Origin of the sequence: Roseospira marina, from assembly GCF_014197855.1 — a bacterium.
GTDB lineage: Bacteria > Pseudomonadota > Alphaproteobacteria > Rhodospirillales > Rhodospirillaceae > Rhodospira > Rhodospira marina.
On sequence record NZ_JACIGJ010000005.1, the window covers coordinates 180,463 to 196,304 of the forward strand.

Sequence of the window (15,842 nt, forward strand, 5' to 3'; positions counted from 1 at the left end):
GTCAGTCAAACAGGTTGTCGATATCGCTCTGATCCATGCCGGACGGTCCGCCCTTGTCTTTGTGCGGCGACGGCGTCGCGACGCCCGTCCGTGGCTTCGGTGTCGCTTTGGCCGAGGGTGAAGCGGCCGAGGGCGGTGTGGTGTCGTCCGTGTCCGGCGGCACCTGGGATGCGTCGAGGTCCGGGACCTCGCCGCCCTCGGGCAGGGCGTGGCCCAGAATGGCGTCGACATCGGACTGCGAGACCCCATGGCCGGCCAACTGCGGACCGTTCAGCAGGTGGCTTTCGTCGCCGTCGGGCCGATCCTCGTCGTCGGCGTGCGTTTTGACGTCGGACAGCTCGGACTCGCCCCAGATGTGGATCAGGGCGTTCACGCGCTGTTCAATGTATTGCAGCGTCTTGACGACCTTGGTGATGCGCTGCCCGGTGATGTCCTGGAAGCTGCAGGCCTCGAAGATGCTGCCGATGTGATTGGGGATCGCATCCAGTGCTTCGGTCAGCGCCGGATCCTCGACCGAAGTCCGGGCGGTCCGCACCCGATCATCGATGGCCTCGGCGTTTTCCATGATGGTGTTGGTCGCCGTTTCCGTGGCGTCCACGATGGCGTCCAACTCATCCGACATGGTCGCGAAGCGGTCCCGCTGCTCGCCCGGCCGGCGGATCGACGCGATTTCCTGGCGGATGGTCTGGATCCGATCAAACAGCTCCCGCAACTCCAATCGGAGAATGCGGACATCGTCCGAGTCGCTCATAACGAACCGTTGTTCCTGGTGTGAAGGCGCCCACAGACGTGGACCGACGCGAAGAGCATGTCCCCCTTCACGCGTCAGATCCCGCCCATCTGGCTGAAAACGTGGGCCAGAAGAACCGGGAATGGCGTGCTCAACGCCGGTTCCCCCGTAGGGACGTAGCTTGTGGTCGGCCCGGGGTATCGTCAATAGACGATTGTGCGGCGGACGATTGTGCGGCAGCGGGGTGTGGTGGCGACGCCGGGGACGCGGCCGGATCCGGTTCGGTGGGGGCGCCGTCGCCCTGGGCGCGGTCGGGTGCGTGGGGCACGCCAGAAGAGTCTTTTCGCGCGCGCATCTCAGGCTCGACGACCAGAAGGTGGTGCGCCAGCACCTCCAGTAGGATGCGGTCCTCGTCGCCCAGCGTGTCCAGAATCCCCCGCTTGGCGCGATGCACTCGCATCGCCTCGGCAATCAAGGCCTTGCGGGCCGGCGTGTCTTGCCGGCGCGGCGGGTGTGACGGTGCGGATGTCCCGGGCCGGGACGGCCGTTTGGCGGCTTTGGCCGGACGGCGTCGTTGCGTGGGCTGTTTGGGTGCCGCGCCGAACAGGGCGCGCAGACGATCAAGCCAGCGTTCCAGGGGCCGCTTGGGCGGGGCCCGCCGCGATCGGTGGCGGGTGGGGTCCGTCATGCCGCGCCGTCCTGCCGACCGTAAACCGGAACGTGATCGTGCCCCCACGGCTCGGCGGGCGCGCCGTTCGGAGTCTCCCTCTCCGGCATCACGAGCGGGGAGACCTGCGCCGGCACGTGGGCCGAAACCCGTTCGAACAGCGTGTACAGGCGATCGAGGGGGCCGTCTTCCAGCACCTCGCGCACCAGCTTGTCGGCGTCATACTCCTTCGCCAGGGTCAGAAGGCGCTCGTAGCGGCGCAGGAACCGCTGCAAGCCGGCCGAGGCAATCTCGTCGCTGGCGACGCGCTGCGCCACCAGATCCACGAACTCCGCCTGCCTCTCGGAGCGTTCCAGCAAGGCGTGGCAGAACGCCCAGGGGTCCCCGGCGGCGTTGAGCGCCCACAGGTATTCGGTCTCCTCGGCGCTCAGAACACCAAGCCGGCCGGTGACCATGCCGGCCTGGCTGTTCAAGTCCTTCAGCGCTAGGTCCACGCCATTCAGGAACGACTGTCGGCGGGCCTGCTCCTGCATTTCGATGCTGGTGCGCACCAGGGCTTCGATCTCCTCGGTGGTGCGCGCGGCCTGCCGCTGGGTTGCGCGCACGTCGGCCTGGGTCTGGAACAGGGCCAGGGCCGTCAGGATGAAGGCCGCTACGAGCCAGATCGCGGCCAGGGGCGCGGTGGCGGCGGCCAGGAAGGTGGCGATGTCGGTCGGGGACGCCGTCCGCATTGCGTCCCAGCCGACCTCCTGCCGCCCATAGTCCCAGACCAGCCCGGTCCAGGCAAACGAGATGACGCCGGCGACGATCAGCGTGGCCACGCTGGGCAGACGGCGGATCACGGGGGGCGGGGGCTCTTGGCGTCTCATGGCGCATCCGCTCACGTCTGAGGTCGACCGACGCCGTGCGGCGCCTCGGTGGGGCAGCGGGACACTGATGGGGAACCGCGGTGCTCGAATTCCGTATTCGAGACATAGCACGCGCACCGACGATTGTCGTCCTGCGCGGTGAGCGCCGCCGACTACCTTGGCGTCAACGTCCGCCGGCCTGAGGCGTTCCGTACCCGGCGGTGTTGCCGTGGCGCGGGCGGTCCTGGCGCAGATGCCGGCGGGCGCGGTCCACGATACGGTCGAGTACGGCGAGGCCGAGGCCATGGGGGTCCACCGAAGCGTTGCCGCTCATATCGCTGCGCACGCTTGCCAGCGCCCTCAGGACCCGGCGATCGAAGGTCTTGAACCCGCCGTCCACCGCGCTTTGCCAGATCGCCGCCAGCGCCATCTTTTCCGCGAGATCCACATCGCGGAAGTCGTCGTCCTGCGTCGCTGCGACCTGGGCCGCGACCTGGTCGGCGCTGGATACGCGGGACTGATCGACCTCATCGCGGACGATGGCGACGAGATCCTCGGCGCGCTTGCGCATGGCCGCCTCGCCATGGGCGTGGTGCCGCCAAGCCAGCAGGGCGATGGCGGCGACCGTCGCCAGGGTTAGCCAAGCGGCGCTGAGGCCCAGGACCACATCGCCCTGTTCAATGGTCGTCGTTATGGAGGAGACCGCCAGCGACAGCACGACCAGCCCGGCGATCATCACCAGCTTGGTGCGCAGGGTGCGGGACAGGGTGATGGCGATCGGGGTTGCGAAAACATACAGCATCAAACCCGATACGGGACCGAGGCCGTTCGGACGCAGGCGGTCCCGGGCAGACAGCGCGCCCACTTCCAAGAGGCGCCGGCCTTCCTCGATGTTGTCCAGGACGGGCAGGATCATCGGGACTATCAGGGCGGCACCGATGATGTACGAGATCAGGGTATCGCGAGACGGTCTGTGCACGGGCAGGGCTTCCGGTGAGGCACACACAAGCGCCGCGTCCCTGGCGGACACGGGCTGGATGCAGCGCCCCCGTTCCGCCGATCCTTTCGCACTTCGCGGGGCGTGACAATACCCCCGGATGAGCCACCGGATGGGTACACCCCGACGGTCCTTCTGAATCCTTCCGCTATGGTCGGGTGCCGGGTGGTCGGGTGCCGGGTGGACGGGGCCGGTCGGGCGGGTCATGGTGGACGGGCGGTCCCCATGGCGGCGGCCGCCGCGTTTCCCCAGCCACGGACCCGATGTGCAATGCTGTATATGGATCATATCGACGCTTTGAACACGCACGACATGAGCGGTTTCCGGCCGGTGTTCGTGGCCGGCCGCGAGATTGGATGGATGCGGCACGGCGTGGCCGAACGGCTGGCCCTGATCCCCGGTGGCGTGTTTGAAGTCGGGCCGTTCGGGGTTGCGATCGGCGGCGCTGCGGCGTCACCGGACGCCCGGACGGCGGCGGTGGCCGCCGCCCTGTCACCCTTGATCGACGAGGGGCTGATCCCGCCCCGGCGGGGGGAGTTGTATCCAGTGGTTGAACGGTGGGGCGAGCCGGTTCTGTTTGCGCTCGACCGGGCCCACGTGGCGGCCTTGGGAGTGCGGGCGTTCGGAGTCCATATCAATGGCTTTGTGCGCCGGCCCGACGGTCTGCATATGTGGATCGCCCGGCGTGCGGATGATCGGACGGTGGCGCCGGGACGACTCGACAACATGGTGGCCGGCGGTCAGGCGGTGGGCCTCGGCCTGATGGAGAACGTGCTGAAGGAATGCGCCGAGGAGGCCGGGCTGACGCCCGACGTGGCCGGCGGCGCGCGCCCGGCCGGCCTCGTCTCCTATTGCGTCGAGACGGCCCTGGGGCTGAAGCCGGATACGCTGTTCGTGTTCGACCTGGAATTGCCGGAGTCGATCGTGCCGGACAACCAGGACGGCGAGATCCAGGCCTTCATGCTCTGGCCTATTGAGCGGGTGCTGGAGACGCTGCGGGAGCCCGACGCCTTCAAGTTCAACGTACCGCACGTCATTTTGGACTTCGCCGTGCGGCATGGAGTCCTGACGCCCGACGACACGCCCGAGTATGCGCGGATCGCCACGGGCCTGCGGCGGGTTCCCGTCTGCTTTCACCCATCGCCGGAACGGGCCTGAGGCGGTCCGGCCCGCGGCGCGAACAGCGTCAGCGCCAACAGCGGATAGACCACCAGCATGGTGGTGACGTCGGACCACAGGTTGACGCCGAGGGCGGCCGGGGTCAGGCCCGCCGCCAGTGTGCCCAGGCGCGCGGCGATGCGCCATCGATCGGATGCGTCTTGGCCTGGAGGCCGGGCGGCCAGGGCGAACAGGAGGCCGAAGGCGACCAGCGCCGGTAGGCCGCCCTCGGCCAGCAGCTGCATTGCGGCCGAGTGCGTGTGGTTCGGTCCCACGACCTCGAACTCAAGGGATCCCATGTCCACGGTGGTCTGCGCGGTGGCGTAGCTGTCGAAGCCATGGCCGGTGAGCGGGGCCTGCTCGAACAGGATCAAGGCGCGCTGCCACAGCTCCAGGCGGTAGGTCCAGCTCGGTCGCAGGCCGATCTCCGACCAGTCGGACACCCCGGCGGCTTGGATGCCGACCGAGAGGACCAGCGGCATCAGCACAATGGCGGCGGCGATTCCAACGCCGAACACCGGCCGGATGCGGCCTGCGATCAGGGCGGCGATGCCCAGCGCGAAGCCCAACGTCGCCGTGGACGACTGGCTGCCGACCGCCATGATGGCCATGAAGATCACGAACAGCACGGCCAGCGTCCGGTGCTGAAGGCGCCAGAGCACAAGAAGGGCACCGGGCAGCAGCGCCATCGCGATGAACATCGGTTTCGCCAGCAGGTCCGGCGTGTTCGACAGCGGGGGAATGATGTCCGCATGGAAGATCTGGGCGCGGGCCAGCAACAGCACCGGCAGCAGGACCGCGGCGGCGGCGAAGGCCTGACCGGCGTGTCGCAGGGTCTCGGGCGGCAGCCGCCCGGGAAGCCGTCGCCACGCCAGGGCCGCGATGGCGGTGGTTGCGAACAGAACCCCCTCCGTCGGTTTGCCCCCGACCGTCAGCGCCATCCCGGCGGTGACGGCGAGCAGGACGGCCAGTCCGCCCAACGCGATCCACGCCTGGGTCCGGAGTGCGGTCCAGAGCCCACCCAGCAGAATGACCGCGATGGCGGCGGAGGCGAACGCGCCGGCCACGAACACGGCCAAAAGGGGGATCAGCGCCAATCCGAAAAGGAGGAGGCGGGTCGGTGAGGGAACGGTGCGGATCATGCCAATCCTAGTGTTGGGTGCAAAGACGGGGCGGGGGGTGGAACGGGCTCCGTGAGCCGGGGGCCGTGAGGTCATTCGGCGGGCCCGCTCCGCGCTGACGCGGTGCCCACCGTGTCCAGCGCGCGCAGGCGGATACGCCCCGTGCCATCCTGGCGCATCATCAGCGCATCGCCGTCGCTGCGCCCGGACGGCACGCGGCACGTTACGGTGGTGCCTTGTGCCGGACGCGGGGTGACATCGATACTGCCGCCGTGCATTTCCGAGAAACGGCGGGCGAGCAGCATGGTCAGACTGCTGCCCTGAAGCAGCCCGGCCCCGGACGAGAGCCGGCGGCCGGCGGTCTCCCCGGCTTGATCAGTGACTTGGAGCACGATCCACTCGGCATCGTGTTCGTCGATCTCGCGGCTGGCGGACAACACGACCCGGCTGCCGGCGGGGCTGTCCTTCACCGCGCTGGCGATCAGGTGGAACAGGATCTGCTTGATCCGGGTTTGGTCGCCGACCATCCAGCCGAGGTCGGTGGGGCAGTCCAGCTCCACGGCCACCGCCCGGCGCTGGGTGATGGTCCGGCTCATGTCGCGCACCGCCGACAGCGTCGCGACGAGGTCGAAGGTATCCACTTCCAGGGCCGCGCGCCCAGCCTCTATGGTGACCAGATCGGCGATGTCGTCCAGGACGGAGACCAGTTCGCGGGCGGTCTCGGCGATGGACTGGGCGTAGTCGATCTGCTGAATGTTCAGGCTGCCGTGGTACTCCCCGCACAGCAGCTCCGAGAAGCCCGAGATGGTGGTCAGCGGTGTGCGCAGTTCATAGGACAGACTGGCGATGAAATCGGCGCGCAGCATACTGGCCGCGCTCAGGGACTGCGCGCGCTCGCGGAGCGCCTGCTCAATGCGGGCCGTGTCCGATACGTCGTTGTAGCTGAGCAGCACCCCGCCATCCGGCAGCGGCACGCAGGCGTAATCCAACACCGTGCCGTCGACGACCGTGACCCGGCCCCGGTGCGGTGTGCGCATGGACGGCGGACTGAGGACGGCAAAGCGGTGATGGCGCCAACTGTTCTCGTCGGCGAAGTGGTCGCGCAGCAGGTCCAGGAAGGCGGACAACTGCGGCGGCGTCTCCGGCCCGGCCGTGACCGCCGGGCCCCAGAGGCGCTCGAACGCCGGGTTGGCCAGCTTGAGCCGGCCGTTGGCGCCGAACACGCCGACCGCTTCGTGCAGATGGTCGAGGGTCTCGCGCTGCACGGCCGACAGCGTATTGAAGGACCGCTCCAGCGACAGGGCGTCGGTCACATCCTCGTAGGTGACCAGGAACCCACCCACCGGCTGCGGAGCCACCACACGGCGCAGGGTCGTGCCGTCCGGCACGTGTACCAGATCCTCGATGGGCTCGATCAGGCTCGAAAGCCGCTGAACCTCCGCCGTGCGGAACGCCGGATAGTCGGGGACCTCGGGCAGCGCCCGCCGGTCACGCAGCAGGTCGAGCAGATCCCCATACGCCGGCTGGGCATCCCGCAGCCAATCCGGATCGAGTTGCCACAGGGCGGCAAAGGCTGGGTTGTGATAGGTCAGTTGGGTGGCCGTCCCGAAGATTGCGATGGCCGTGGACAGGCGCTCCAGCACGACAGAGCGACTGGCCTGTTCGCGGGCGAGGCGGGCCTCCAGGTCCTCGACGGCGGACAGATCCTGGGCCAGACCCACCGTGAAGCGGCCGAGTCCGGGATCGGACTCATCGGTGAACGGCGTTTCGACGACTTCCATGAGCCGGCGGGCGCCGCCGATCACCAGATGGAACCGGTCGGACAGTGCGGTTCCGGCGGCCCGGCTGCGCGCGGCGAGGGCGCGCAACTCCCGCCCGGTCTCGCCGGAGGACAGGTCGCAGTTCTCGGTTACCGCCGTGACGACGTCTGGGGCTTCCACAACCCGAGCGTAGGTGTCGTTGCAGAGCGTCAGGCTGAGGTCGCCATCGCGCACCCAAAGCGGCACGGGCAGGGCGTCGAGCGTGGCGCGGAGATGCGCGTGGGCCTGATTGAGGCGCGCGGTCTCCTCGCTGAGGCGGTCCACCGCGCGGCCGTCATCGGTCACGTCGCGCACCCACAGCACGTCGGCAAGGGCCCGATCATCGTCGCAGCTTTGGACCCTTAGGCCCTTGAACTCCAGGCGTCGTCGGGCCGGGCCATGGGGCGCCTCCAGCGTGAACGGCGCGCCCGTGTCGCGCAGCCGGTCGATGGCGCGCTCCAGGCCCGGCCGGCTGTCCTCGTTCACGTCGGCCACGACGTTCGCAAGTGTCGAGGCGGTGCCGTTCGGCAAGTTCAGCAGCACGGACAGGCGCCGCGAGCATAGGGCTTCGGCCGGTCGGTGCAGCCACAGGAAATAGCCATCGCGTCCGGCCCCGAGGGTTTCGCGGAGGGCGGTCACCTGCTCGGCCAGGGATTCGGCCTCCTGCTCCGCCGCGCGGCGGCGGCGCCCTTGCCACCACGTCAGGGCCGCAAATATGGTCCCCAGGATAATAAGCTCGACCACGGCCGCAAACAGCGGGTGGGCCACGAGATCGGCCAGCGGAGGCATGATCGTCGCGGATGGGAGCGTCTCGGATGGCGTCGGTGCGGCGGGCACCGTCTGCGCCCGCCCTATCGTGGGGACCGCGAGGGCGACCATGACCGCCCGGGCGAGGACTGCCAGCAGGGTCCGAGCGCGGGACGCCCACATCCGCGTCGCAGGCCGAGGTGCGCCACACTCCGGGGCTCGGCCGGGCGGAGAGGTGTCCGGACGTTCCGTACGACGCCCTCCACTCCCTTCCACGTGTTCTCGCGGTGCCATCAGGACCAGAGTGGGTACTCCTGTCTCAGGGGGGTGCGCGCGGCAAACCGCGCGCCTCAGGGACCAGAGATCGGACAATGGGACGCAAAACGAGCGCATATAAGGAGTTTGCACGCATAAAGAGGGCGCTGACGCGCCCTTGTGGGATTCACTAGGTCAGCGTAGCACGTCCGCGCGTCGGGTTCGCGTGTCGCCTTCGGTTCGCCGCATTCTTCCGGGTCAGCCCGCAGGTTCGCAAACGAAAAAAGCGGCCGCGCCAGGCGCGACCGCTCTTCCAAAACCGCAGGGCAGGGGATCTGCGACCGGCCGGGCTGGGCGTCCCGGACCGGGCGCGGGCCCGCATCCCCGTTTAGTACATATGCTGACCGCCGTTGATCGACAGCGTGGAGCCGGTGATGAAGCCGGCTTCGTCGGCCGCCAGGAAGGTCACCGCACGGGCGATGTCGTGGACCGAGCCCAGCCGCTTCACCGGAATGCCGGCGACGATCTTCTCCAGCACGTTGGCCGGCACGGCGCGGACCATTTCGGTGTCCGTGTAGCCCGGGGCGATGTTGTTGACGGTGATGTTCTTGCTGGCGCCTTCCAGCGCGACGGACTTGGTGAAGCCCTTCATGCCGGACTTGGCGGCGGCGTAGTTCGCCTGACCGATCTGGCCGCATTGGCCGTTCATTGAGGTGATATTGATGATCCGGCCGAAGTTTCGCTCCCGCATGCCTTCGATCACGCAGCGCGTGGTGTTGAACGCGGAGGACAGGTTGGTCTGAATGACCGCGTTCCACTGGTCAAAGGTCATGCGGTGGAGGGTGCTGTCCCGGGTGATGCCCGCGTTGTTCACCAGGATCTCGATCGGCCCCAGGTCGGCCGTGATCTGATCGATGGCGGCCTTCACCGCCTCATGGTCCGAGACGTCGAACTTGTAGACTGAGATTCCGGTCTCCGCCTTGAATTTCTCGGCGGCGGCATCGTTTCCGCCGTAGTTGGCGGCGACCCGGTACCCCGCGTCCTTGAGTTCAATGCTGATCTGGGCCCCGATCCCACGGGTGCCACCGGTGACGAGTGCAACGCGACCTTCGGACATGGATGTTCCCCGCTCAGTGTTGTGATGGTGATGTTCGTTGATTGGCCCCCGGCTGGGTCCGGCCTCGTTGCGCGAGGCCGAGCGCCGATGGCGTTCCGCACGATAAGGCTCGAACGTGCGACCGAGTTTACGACCTTTACCCGATCGAGGCGTTGCGCTGCAACATTTACGTTCGGAGCGGCACCATCACCGGACACGGTGTCCACCCTTGGCTCAGTCCCGGATCGGTCCTCCTTGGTCCGTCGTCCGACCGCTCGGGCCTGCCTGCAACCTGCCCTGTCGAACCTTATGCCACGTTCAGTTTAGCGGGGAACGTGGGTCCGAGAAAGGGGCGCGTCCACTCATGCGGGCCGTGATCGGCCGATATAGTCATGGATAGAATACTGGATTACTATCCATCATAGCATCCGGCAACGCGAGCGCGCAGTCGGATCAACGACAGCACCGTGTCGATGGTGGGGGTCGGGACCTCCACAAGCTGCCCCATCTCCTGCACCGAGGCGACCAGCGCGTCGATTTCCATGGGACGCCCGCGTTCCAGGTCCTGGAGCATGGAGGTCTTGTGCGCCCCCACTTCCGCGCCGCCCTCGATGCGGCGGTCGACGTCGATGGGGAACTTCACGCCCAGCGTCTCGGCGATGGCCTGGGCCTCCACCATCATGCCCCGGGCGACGGCCCGGGTGCCGGGGTCGGTGCACAGGACATCCAGGGTGGCCCCGGTCAGCGCGCTGATGGGGTTGAACGACAGGTTGCCCCACAGCTTCACCCACATCTCGTTGCGGATGGCCGGGCGCACCGGCGCCTTCAGCCCCACGGCGCCCAGCGCCTTGGAGAGCCGGTTCGCCCGCTCCGACTTGCTGCCGTCGGGTTCACCGAGGCTGAACCGGTTGCCCTCGATGTGCTGAATGACGCCCGGCTCGGCGACCTCGGCGGCGGGGTAGACCACGCAGCCCAGCACCCGAGCCGGTCCGATGCCGGTCCACTGCATGTCGCCCGGGTCGACGCTGGGCAGGCGGTGGTCCTCCCACGGCCCGGGAAGCTTGTAGAAGTACCACCAGGGCACCCCGTTAACGCCCATGACCACCGTGGTGTCCGGCCCCAGCAGCGGCTGCATGCGCTCCACCACGGCCGGCACGGAATGGGCCTTCAGCGTGATGATGACGTAGTCCTGCACGCCGAGATCCGCCGGATCCTCAGACGCTCGCACGGGGACCGTTTCGCGCGTGTCGCCTTCGATCAGGGTCAGGCCGTTGGCGTTCATCGCCGCCAGATGGGGGCCGCGCGCGACCAGACTGACGTCGGCCCCGGCCTTGGCCAGCTTGGCCCCCATGTAGCCGCCGATGGCGCCCGCACCGTAGATGCAAATCTTCATCCGCTCACCCCCAGCTTTTCGGCCAGCCCGATGCGTTGCAGCTTGCCGGTGGCGCCCTTCGGGATTTCGTCGAGGATGATGACCTTGCGCGGCACCTTGAAGTCCGCCAGCCGGTCGGCGGCGAAGTCGCGCAGGTCCCGCTCCCCGGCGGTCTGGCCCTCACGCAGAACGACGGCGGCCGCGACCTCCTCGCCCAGCTTGGGGTGAGGCATGCCGAAGGTGACCACCTGCTGCACGGCCGGATGGTCCATCAGCACGTCGTCGACCTCCAGCGGGCTGATCTTTTCGCCGCCCCGGTTGATGATCTCCTTCAGGCGGCCGGTGATGCGCAGATAGCCGTCCGAATCGAACTGGCCCTGGTCGCCGGTGCGGAACCAGCGCTGCCCTTCGGCCTCGAAGAACGCCTTTTCATTGGCGGCCGGGTTCGATTCGTAGCCGGGCGTCACGTTGGGGCCGCTGATGACCACCTCCCCGATGGCCCCGGGGGCGAGCAGTTCGTTCTCCGTCTCGTGCGCGGTGCGCACCGCCGGTCCGGCGGGCAGCCCCACGGAGCCCGCCTTGTGCTCGGCCGGCGGCAGCGGGTTGGAGGTCATCTGGTGGGTGGCCTCGGTCATGCCGTAGCTTTCGATCACCGGGCAGCCGAAGGTGTCCTCCAGCGCGGTCATGACCTGGGGCGGCAGCGAGGACGACGACGAGCGGATCAGGCGCAGCTTGGCGCGGGCGACACTCTCCTTATTGCGGGGCGCGCGGCTCAGGATCGCCTGATGCATGGTCGGGACGGCCGTGTACCAGGTGGGTTCGGCGGTATCCATCCAGGTGAAGATCTGGAGCGCGTTGAACCCGGGCGAGCACCACACCGACGCCCCCTGCGCCAGCGACGTCGTGACGGCGGCGATCAGGCCGTGAATGTGGAACAGCGGCATGATGTTCAGGCAGCGGTCCGCCGGGGTCAGGTTCAGGATCGCGCCGATGTGGCGGGCGGAGGCCGCGACGTTGCGGTTCAGCAGCGGCACGATCTTCGGCCGCGACGTGGTGCCGGAGGTGTGCAGCACCAGCGCGCCGTCGTCCGGGCCGGACGGTCCCGGATTGGCGGCGGTCCCGCCGGCCCCATCCTCGGCGGCCAGGGTGAACACGCCGGCGGCCGCGCCCTCCGGCACGCTCAGGCGCGCGATGCGGATGCCATGGCGGCGCGCGGCGCTGACGGCGGGACCGTCGTCGCCCTCGGCCACCACCAGCAGCTTGGCGCCCAGGTCGCTCATATAGAAATCGTATTCGTCCTCTTTATAGGACGGATTGAGCGGCGCCGTGTCGCAGCACCCGGCCAGGGTGATGAAGGCCGTGGCCATCTCCGGTCCGTTCGGCAGCACGATGGCGACGCGGTCGCCCCGGCCGACCCCCATGGCGTTCAGGCTGGCCATGGTGGCGTCGGCCAGATCGTTGAGGCCCCCGAACGTGAGCCAAGGCCGGTCGAGCGCGCCGATCGCCAGGGAGTCTGGGTCGTGAGGGCGCAGCAGGTCGCGCACGGTGTCTGACATGTCTTGGTGTCCCTCGTTATCGCGTGTCTTCGGTTTTCGTTGGTGTGGGGCCGGGCGGGGTTACGCGCCGGCCGAGCCGTTAGCCGGCTCCGTGGGCGTTTTGCGGTGCCGGATCGCCTGCGCCAGCGGCAGCAGCAGGAACAGCCCGGCCACGACCAGGAAGGTGGCGGACAGCGGGCGCTCGATGAACGTCATGGCGTCACCCTGGGCCGCGATCAGGGCCTGCCGGAACGCCTTTTCCATCAGCGGGCCAAGCACCAGCGCCAGCACCAGCGGCGCCAGCGGATAGTGCAGCTTGCGCAGCAGATAGCCGCCGATGCCGAAAGCGGCGATCAGCCAGACGTCGTGCAGGCGCTGGTCGGGGGCGTAGCCGCCCACGATGCACAGCACGATCACCATGGCGGCCAGGATCGACAGCGGCATGCGTAGCGCATACACGAACAGCGGAATCAGGGCCAGATTGACGATCACGGCGAAGGCGTTGGCGGTGTACAGGCTGGAAATCAGGCCCCAAACGAAGTCCGGCTCTTCGATGAACAGCATCGGCCCGGGCATCAGGCCCCACATGACCATGCCGCCCAGCAGCAGCGCCGTGGTGGGCGAACCCGGAATGCCGAGGGTCAGCATCGGCATCAGGGAGCCCGTGCTGGCGGCGTTGTTGGCCGTCTCCGGGGCCACCACGCCGTCGATGGCGCCCTTGCCGAACGTCTCCGGCTTTTTCGAGAAGGTCTTGGCCATGCCGTAGGACATCAGCGACGCGGGCGTGGCCCCGGCCGCCGGCAGCAGGCCGACGAAGAACCCGAGCAGCGAGCCCACGGTCATGGTGCGCAGGGAGTGCCGCAGGAGCTTGATGCCGGTCCACAGGTCCTTCACGCCGATGCGGGCGGTCATCACCTGGGCCCTGCCGCGCGTCGTCTCCAGCGTCCACAGGATCTCGCCGATGCCGTAGACGCCGATGGCCAGCACCAGGAAGCTGATGCCGCTGTAGAACCCCGGCAGGTCGAAGAAGATCAGACGGGGCTGGCCGGAGATCAGGTCCAGCCCGACGGTGCTCAGCACCAGCCCGAACGCGATCATGACGATGGTCTTGGCCACATCGTCCCCGCCGAGCCCCACGAAGGTCGTGAAGGCCAGCAGAACCAGCGCGAACTCCTCGGCCGGGCCGAACGCCAGCGCGATGTCGGCCAGCGGCTGGGCGAACAGCGTGAACAGGATCACCGAGATGGTGCCGCCCACGAAGGACCCCACGGCGGCCGCGATCAGCGCCAGCCCGGCCTTGCCTTGCTGGGCCATGGGCCGGCCGTCGAAGGTGGTGGCGACGGCGGTGGAGGCGCCGGGAATGCCGAGCAGGATGGAACTGATCGCGCCGCCGTACATGGCGCCGTAATACAGGGCGCCCAGAAACATGATGGCGGAGGCGGGCGGAACCAGGAAGGTCAGGGGCAGCAGGATGGCCACGCCGTTGACCGATCCCAGGCCGGGCATGGCGCCGACGAACAAGCCGATGGTCACCCCGAGGGTAATGACCATCAGGTTGAGCGGACTGAGCGAGAGCGCGAAGCCGTCGGCCAGATGGGCGAGCATTTCCATGGGGCGACGACTCCTAGAAGAAAAAGGCGTACAGCGGGTAGAACAGCGGCTCCGTGATGCCCTTGGGCAGCAGGATGCGCAGCGTCACTTCGAAGAACAGGAACACGACCACGGGCGTGATCAGCGCGATGGCGGCGGTCAGCAGCCAGCCGTGCTGGCCCATCACGCGCAGATAGAACGCCAGGAACAGCGGCAGCGCGATGTAGGTCCCGACCACGTGCATCAGGCCGATGGTGATCAGCAGGGCGCCGACCACCAGCCCGATGTCGAGCAGGGCGACGCTGTCGATGAAATGGCGCAGGGCCTGTTGCCGGGTGAGCCGCTTGCGCAGCTCCCGGATCAGGATGAACGCTGCGCTGACGAACATGATGGCCGACAGCCAGAACGGGAACGCGCCGCCGCCCGGCCCGGAGCCCCGCACCCACCCGATGGGCAGATCGGTGGCCATGATCATGAACACCGACGACAGCGCCATCAGTGCGATCGCCATGATCATTTCCGCTCTATGCATGGGGACACTCCTGGCTGACGGGGAGGGGGCGCGCGGCCGGCCGGGACGGGGGAGTCTTAGCAGCCCCGCAAAAAGATGAGGGCGGCCATGCGTCAGCCGCAAGGGTTGGTGGAGTGTTCTGCCGCATCGTGGAAACCGTTTCTTGAAATGGGGTCGAGGTGCGGTTTTGTCTCGTTTTCCGCGCAAATGAGCGCACAAAACCGGATACGGGGCGGTGCCGAACCGGCAGCCGCCCCGCGTCGGGTCTGATCCTGCCGCCGGAGTCGTGGATCCGGCGGAGGCACGCTTATCCTTAGTTGATGCCCAGAATCTTCGCGTGGGTCGCGCGTTCCTTGAGGAAGTACTCCTGCAAGGCGTCGCCGGTCAGCAGCTTGGTGTCGAGCGCTTCGCTGGCGGCGTACTCCTGCCACTCCTCGCTCTCTGAGACCTTGGTGAAGAGGTCGATGTAGTACTGCTGGGCGTCGGCGGGCATGCCGGGCGCGCCGACGAAGCTGCGCTGCATGCCGTAAGTCAGGTCATGGCCCAGCTCGGTCATCGTGGGCACGTCCGGCAGCGGCTCCAGCCGCGCCTCGGTGAAGGTCGCGATCGGCCGGGACTTGCCGGCGCGGAAGAACGGGAGCTGCTCCGAGGGGTTGTTGACCGTCGAATCGATGTGTCCGCCGACAAGGTTCTTGGCCACGGTTCCGCCGCCGTCGAACGGCACATAGGTGAATTTGATCCCGAACTCCTGCTCCAGCATGGCGGTGACCAGCGAATCCTCCTGACCGGTGCCGGTGCCGCCCATCTTCCAGGAACCGTCGGCCTCCTTCACCGCCGTCACGAACTCGTCGAGGGTGTGGATGTCCGAATCGGCGTTGACCCAGAGCACGAACGTATCCACGGCCATGCGGGCGATCGGGGTGAAGGTCTCGATATCCACGCCGATGTCCTGGCGCAGCGGCGTGGTGTAATAGCTGTTCAGGGTCGCCATCACCTTGTGGGCGTCGCCGGCGTTGTCCTTCATGTAGCGCAAGGCTTCGGCGCCCGAGCCGCCGCCCTTGTTGACGGGTAGGACCGGCATGTTCGTCAGATCGTGCTTCTGGATCAGGGATTGAAAGAAACGGGCGAGGCGGTCCGCGCCGCCGCCCTGGCCGGCCATGATGACCATTTCGATCGGCTTGTGCGGCTCCCAGTCCGCCGCCTGGGCCGAGGGGGCGGTCACGGCAACGGCGAGCGCGCAGGCGGCGGCCGCGGCCTGGGTCCTGAGTGACGTCAGCACGGTGTGTCCTCCCACATCCTTCTGGTTTTAGGTCTGGGTCCGAATGATGCGCGGAGCCCCGTTCCCTAGAAAATAATGTGTAACGAAAGGACGACAGTTCAATATCATTGTTGCGCAAACTGAACCCTTTGCGGCGA

The 15,842-nt window shown here is 67.9% G+C and carries 12 protein-coding genes; 1 reads left to right on the top strand and 11 read right to left on the bottom strand.

From position 1 onward, the window contains the following. Position 1: 1 nt before the first annotated feature. The 3 genes from GGD82_RS08805 to GGD82_RS08815 form a co-directional block, all read right to left on the bottom strand. On the bottom strand, positions 2-751 hold the full coding sequence (locus GGD82_RS08805; protein ID WP_150061290.1) for a protein phosphatase CheZ: 750 nt from the start codon (positions 749-751) through the stop codon (positions 2-4). Positions 752-1,414: 663 nt separating this feature from the next. Next, positions 1,415-2,266 (bottom strand): hypothetical protein, encoded by an 852-nt coding sequence (locus tag GGD82_RS08810; protein WP_150061289.1) that lies wholly within the window; start codon positions 2,264-2,266, stop codon positions 1,415-1,417. A 163-nt stretch (positions 2,267-2,429) separates the two neighbouring features. Beyond that, the gene (locus GGD82_RS08815) at positions 2,430-3,224 is read right to left on the bottom strand and encodes a hypothetical protein (RefSeq protein WP_150061288.1); all 795 of its coding nucleotides are present in this window, start codon (positions 3,222-3,224) and stop codon (positions 2,430-2,432) included. Positions 3,225-3,512: 288 nt separating this feature from the next. On the opposite strand from GGD82_RS08815, the gene GGD82_RS08820 reads away from it, so the two are divergent. Further along, positions 3,513-4,400, top strand: coding sequence for an NUDIX hydrolase (locus tag GGD82_RS08820; protein WP_150061287.1), 888 nt, complete (start codon positions 3,513-3,515; stop codon positions 4,398-4,400). On the opposite strand, the gene GGD82_RS08825 is transcribed toward GGD82_RS08820, so the two are convergent. From GGD82_RS08825 to GGD82_RS08860, 8 genes are all read right to left on the bottom strand, one after another. Beyond that, positions 4,376-5,542: an O-antigen ligase family protein gene (locus GGD82_RS08825; RefSeq protein ID WP_170284171.1), complete on the bottom strand. Its 1,167-nt coding sequence runs from the start codon at positions 5,540-5,542 to the stop codon at positions 4,376-4,378. The genes GGD82_RS08820 and GGD82_RS08825 overlap by 25 nt on opposite strands. A gap of 71 nt (positions 5,543-5,613) precedes the next feature. Beyond that, on the bottom strand, positions 5,614-8,109 hold the full coding sequence (locus tag GGD82_RS08830) for a sensor histidine kinase (protein WP_170284170.1): 2,496 nt from the start codon (positions 8,107-8,109) through the stop codon (positions 5,614-5,616). A 601-nt stretch (positions 8,110-8,710) separates the two neighbouring features. Then, positions 8,711-9,439 carry an acetoacetyl-CoA reductase gene (phbB, locus tag GGD82_RS08835; RefSeq protein ID WP_150061284.1) on the bottom strand — a complete coding sequence of 243 codons (729 nt, stop codon included), beginning with the start codon at positions 9,437-9,439 and terminating at the stop codon, positions 8,711-8,713. A 391-nt stretch (positions 9,440-9,830) separates the two neighbouring features. Beyond that, positions 9,831-10,811: a 2-dehydropantoate 2-reductase gene (locus GGD82_RS08840; RefSeq protein WP_150061283.1), complete on the bottom strand. Its 981-nt coding sequence runs from the start codon at positions 10,809-10,811 to the stop codon at positions 9,831-9,833. Further along, a complete protein-coding gene (locus GGD82_RS08845; protein ID WP_150061282.1) occupies positions 10,808-12,346 on the bottom strand; it encodes an acyl--CoA ligase in 1,539 nt (512 codons plus the stop codon). The genes GGD82_RS08840 and GGD82_RS08845 overlap by 4 nt, the downstream gene beginning before the upstream one ends. A 60-nt stretch (positions 12,347-12,406) precedes the next feature. Beyond that, positions 12,407-13,936, bottom strand: coding sequence for a tripartite tricarboxylate transporter permease (locus tag GGD82_RS08850; protein ID WP_150061281.1), 1,530 nt, complete (start codon positions 13,934-13,936; stop codon positions 12,407-12,409). Positions 13,937-13,949: 13 nt separating this feature from the next. Further along, positions 13,950-14,426 (bottom strand): tripartite tricarboxylate transporter TctB family protein, encoded by a 477-nt coding sequence (locus tag GGD82_RS08855; RefSeq protein ID WP_211364706.1) that lies wholly within the window; start codon positions 14,424-14,426, stop codon positions 13,950-13,952. A gap of 313 nt (positions 14,427-14,739) precedes the next feature. Continuing rightward, a complete protein-coding gene (locus tag GGD82_RS08860) occupies positions 14,740-15,705 on the bottom strand; it encodes a Bug family tripartite tricarboxylate transporter substrate binding protein (protein WP_211364705.1) in 966 nt (321 codons plus the stop codon). Between the last annotated feature and the right edge of the window lie 137 nt (positions 15,706-15,842).

Excerpts from the sequence above, each read along its gene's own strand:
- GGD82_RS08855 (WP_211364706.1), bottom strand. The coding sequence starts at position 14,426 with ATGGCGATCGCACTGATGGCGCTGTCGTCGGTGTTCATGATCATGGCC.
- GGD82_RS08805 (WP_150061290.1), bottom strand. The coding sequence starts at position 751 with ATGAGCGACTCGGACGATGTCCGCATTCTCCGATTGGAGTTGCGGGAG.
- GGD82_RS08830 (WP_170284170.1), bottom strand. The coding sequence starts at position 8,109 with ATGCCTCCGCTGGCCGATCTCGTGGCCCACCCGCTGTTTGCGGCCGTG.
- phbB (WP_150061284.1), bottom strand. The coding sequence starts at position 9,439 with ATGTCCGAAGGTCGCGTTGCACTCGTCACCGGTGGCACCCGTGGGATC.
- GGD82_RS08810 (WP_150061289.1), bottom strand. The coding sequence starts at position 2,266 with ATGAGACGCCAAGAGCCCCCGCCCCCCGTGATCCGCCGTCTGCCCAGC.
- GGD82_RS08820 (WP_150061287.1), top strand. The coding sequence starts at position 3,513 with ATGCTGTATATGGATCATATCGACGCTTTGAACACGCACGACATGAGC.
- GGD82_RS08840 (WP_150061283.1), bottom strand. The coding sequence starts at position 10,811 with ATGAAGATTTGCATCTACGGTGCGGGCGCCATCGGCGGCTACATGGGG.
- GGD82_RS08825 (WP_170284171.1), bottom strand. The coding sequence starts at position 5,542 with ATGATCCGCACCGTTCCCTCACCGACCCGCCTCCTCCTTTTCGGATTG.
- GGD82_RS08845 (WP_150061282.1), bottom strand. The coding sequence starts at position 12,346 with ATGTCAGACACCGTGCGCGACCTGCTGCGCCCTCACGACCCAGACTCC.
- GGD82_RS08850 (WP_150061281.1), bottom strand. The coding sequence starts at position 13,936 with ATGGAAATGCTCGCCCATCTGGCCGACGGCTTCGCGCTCTCGCTCAGT.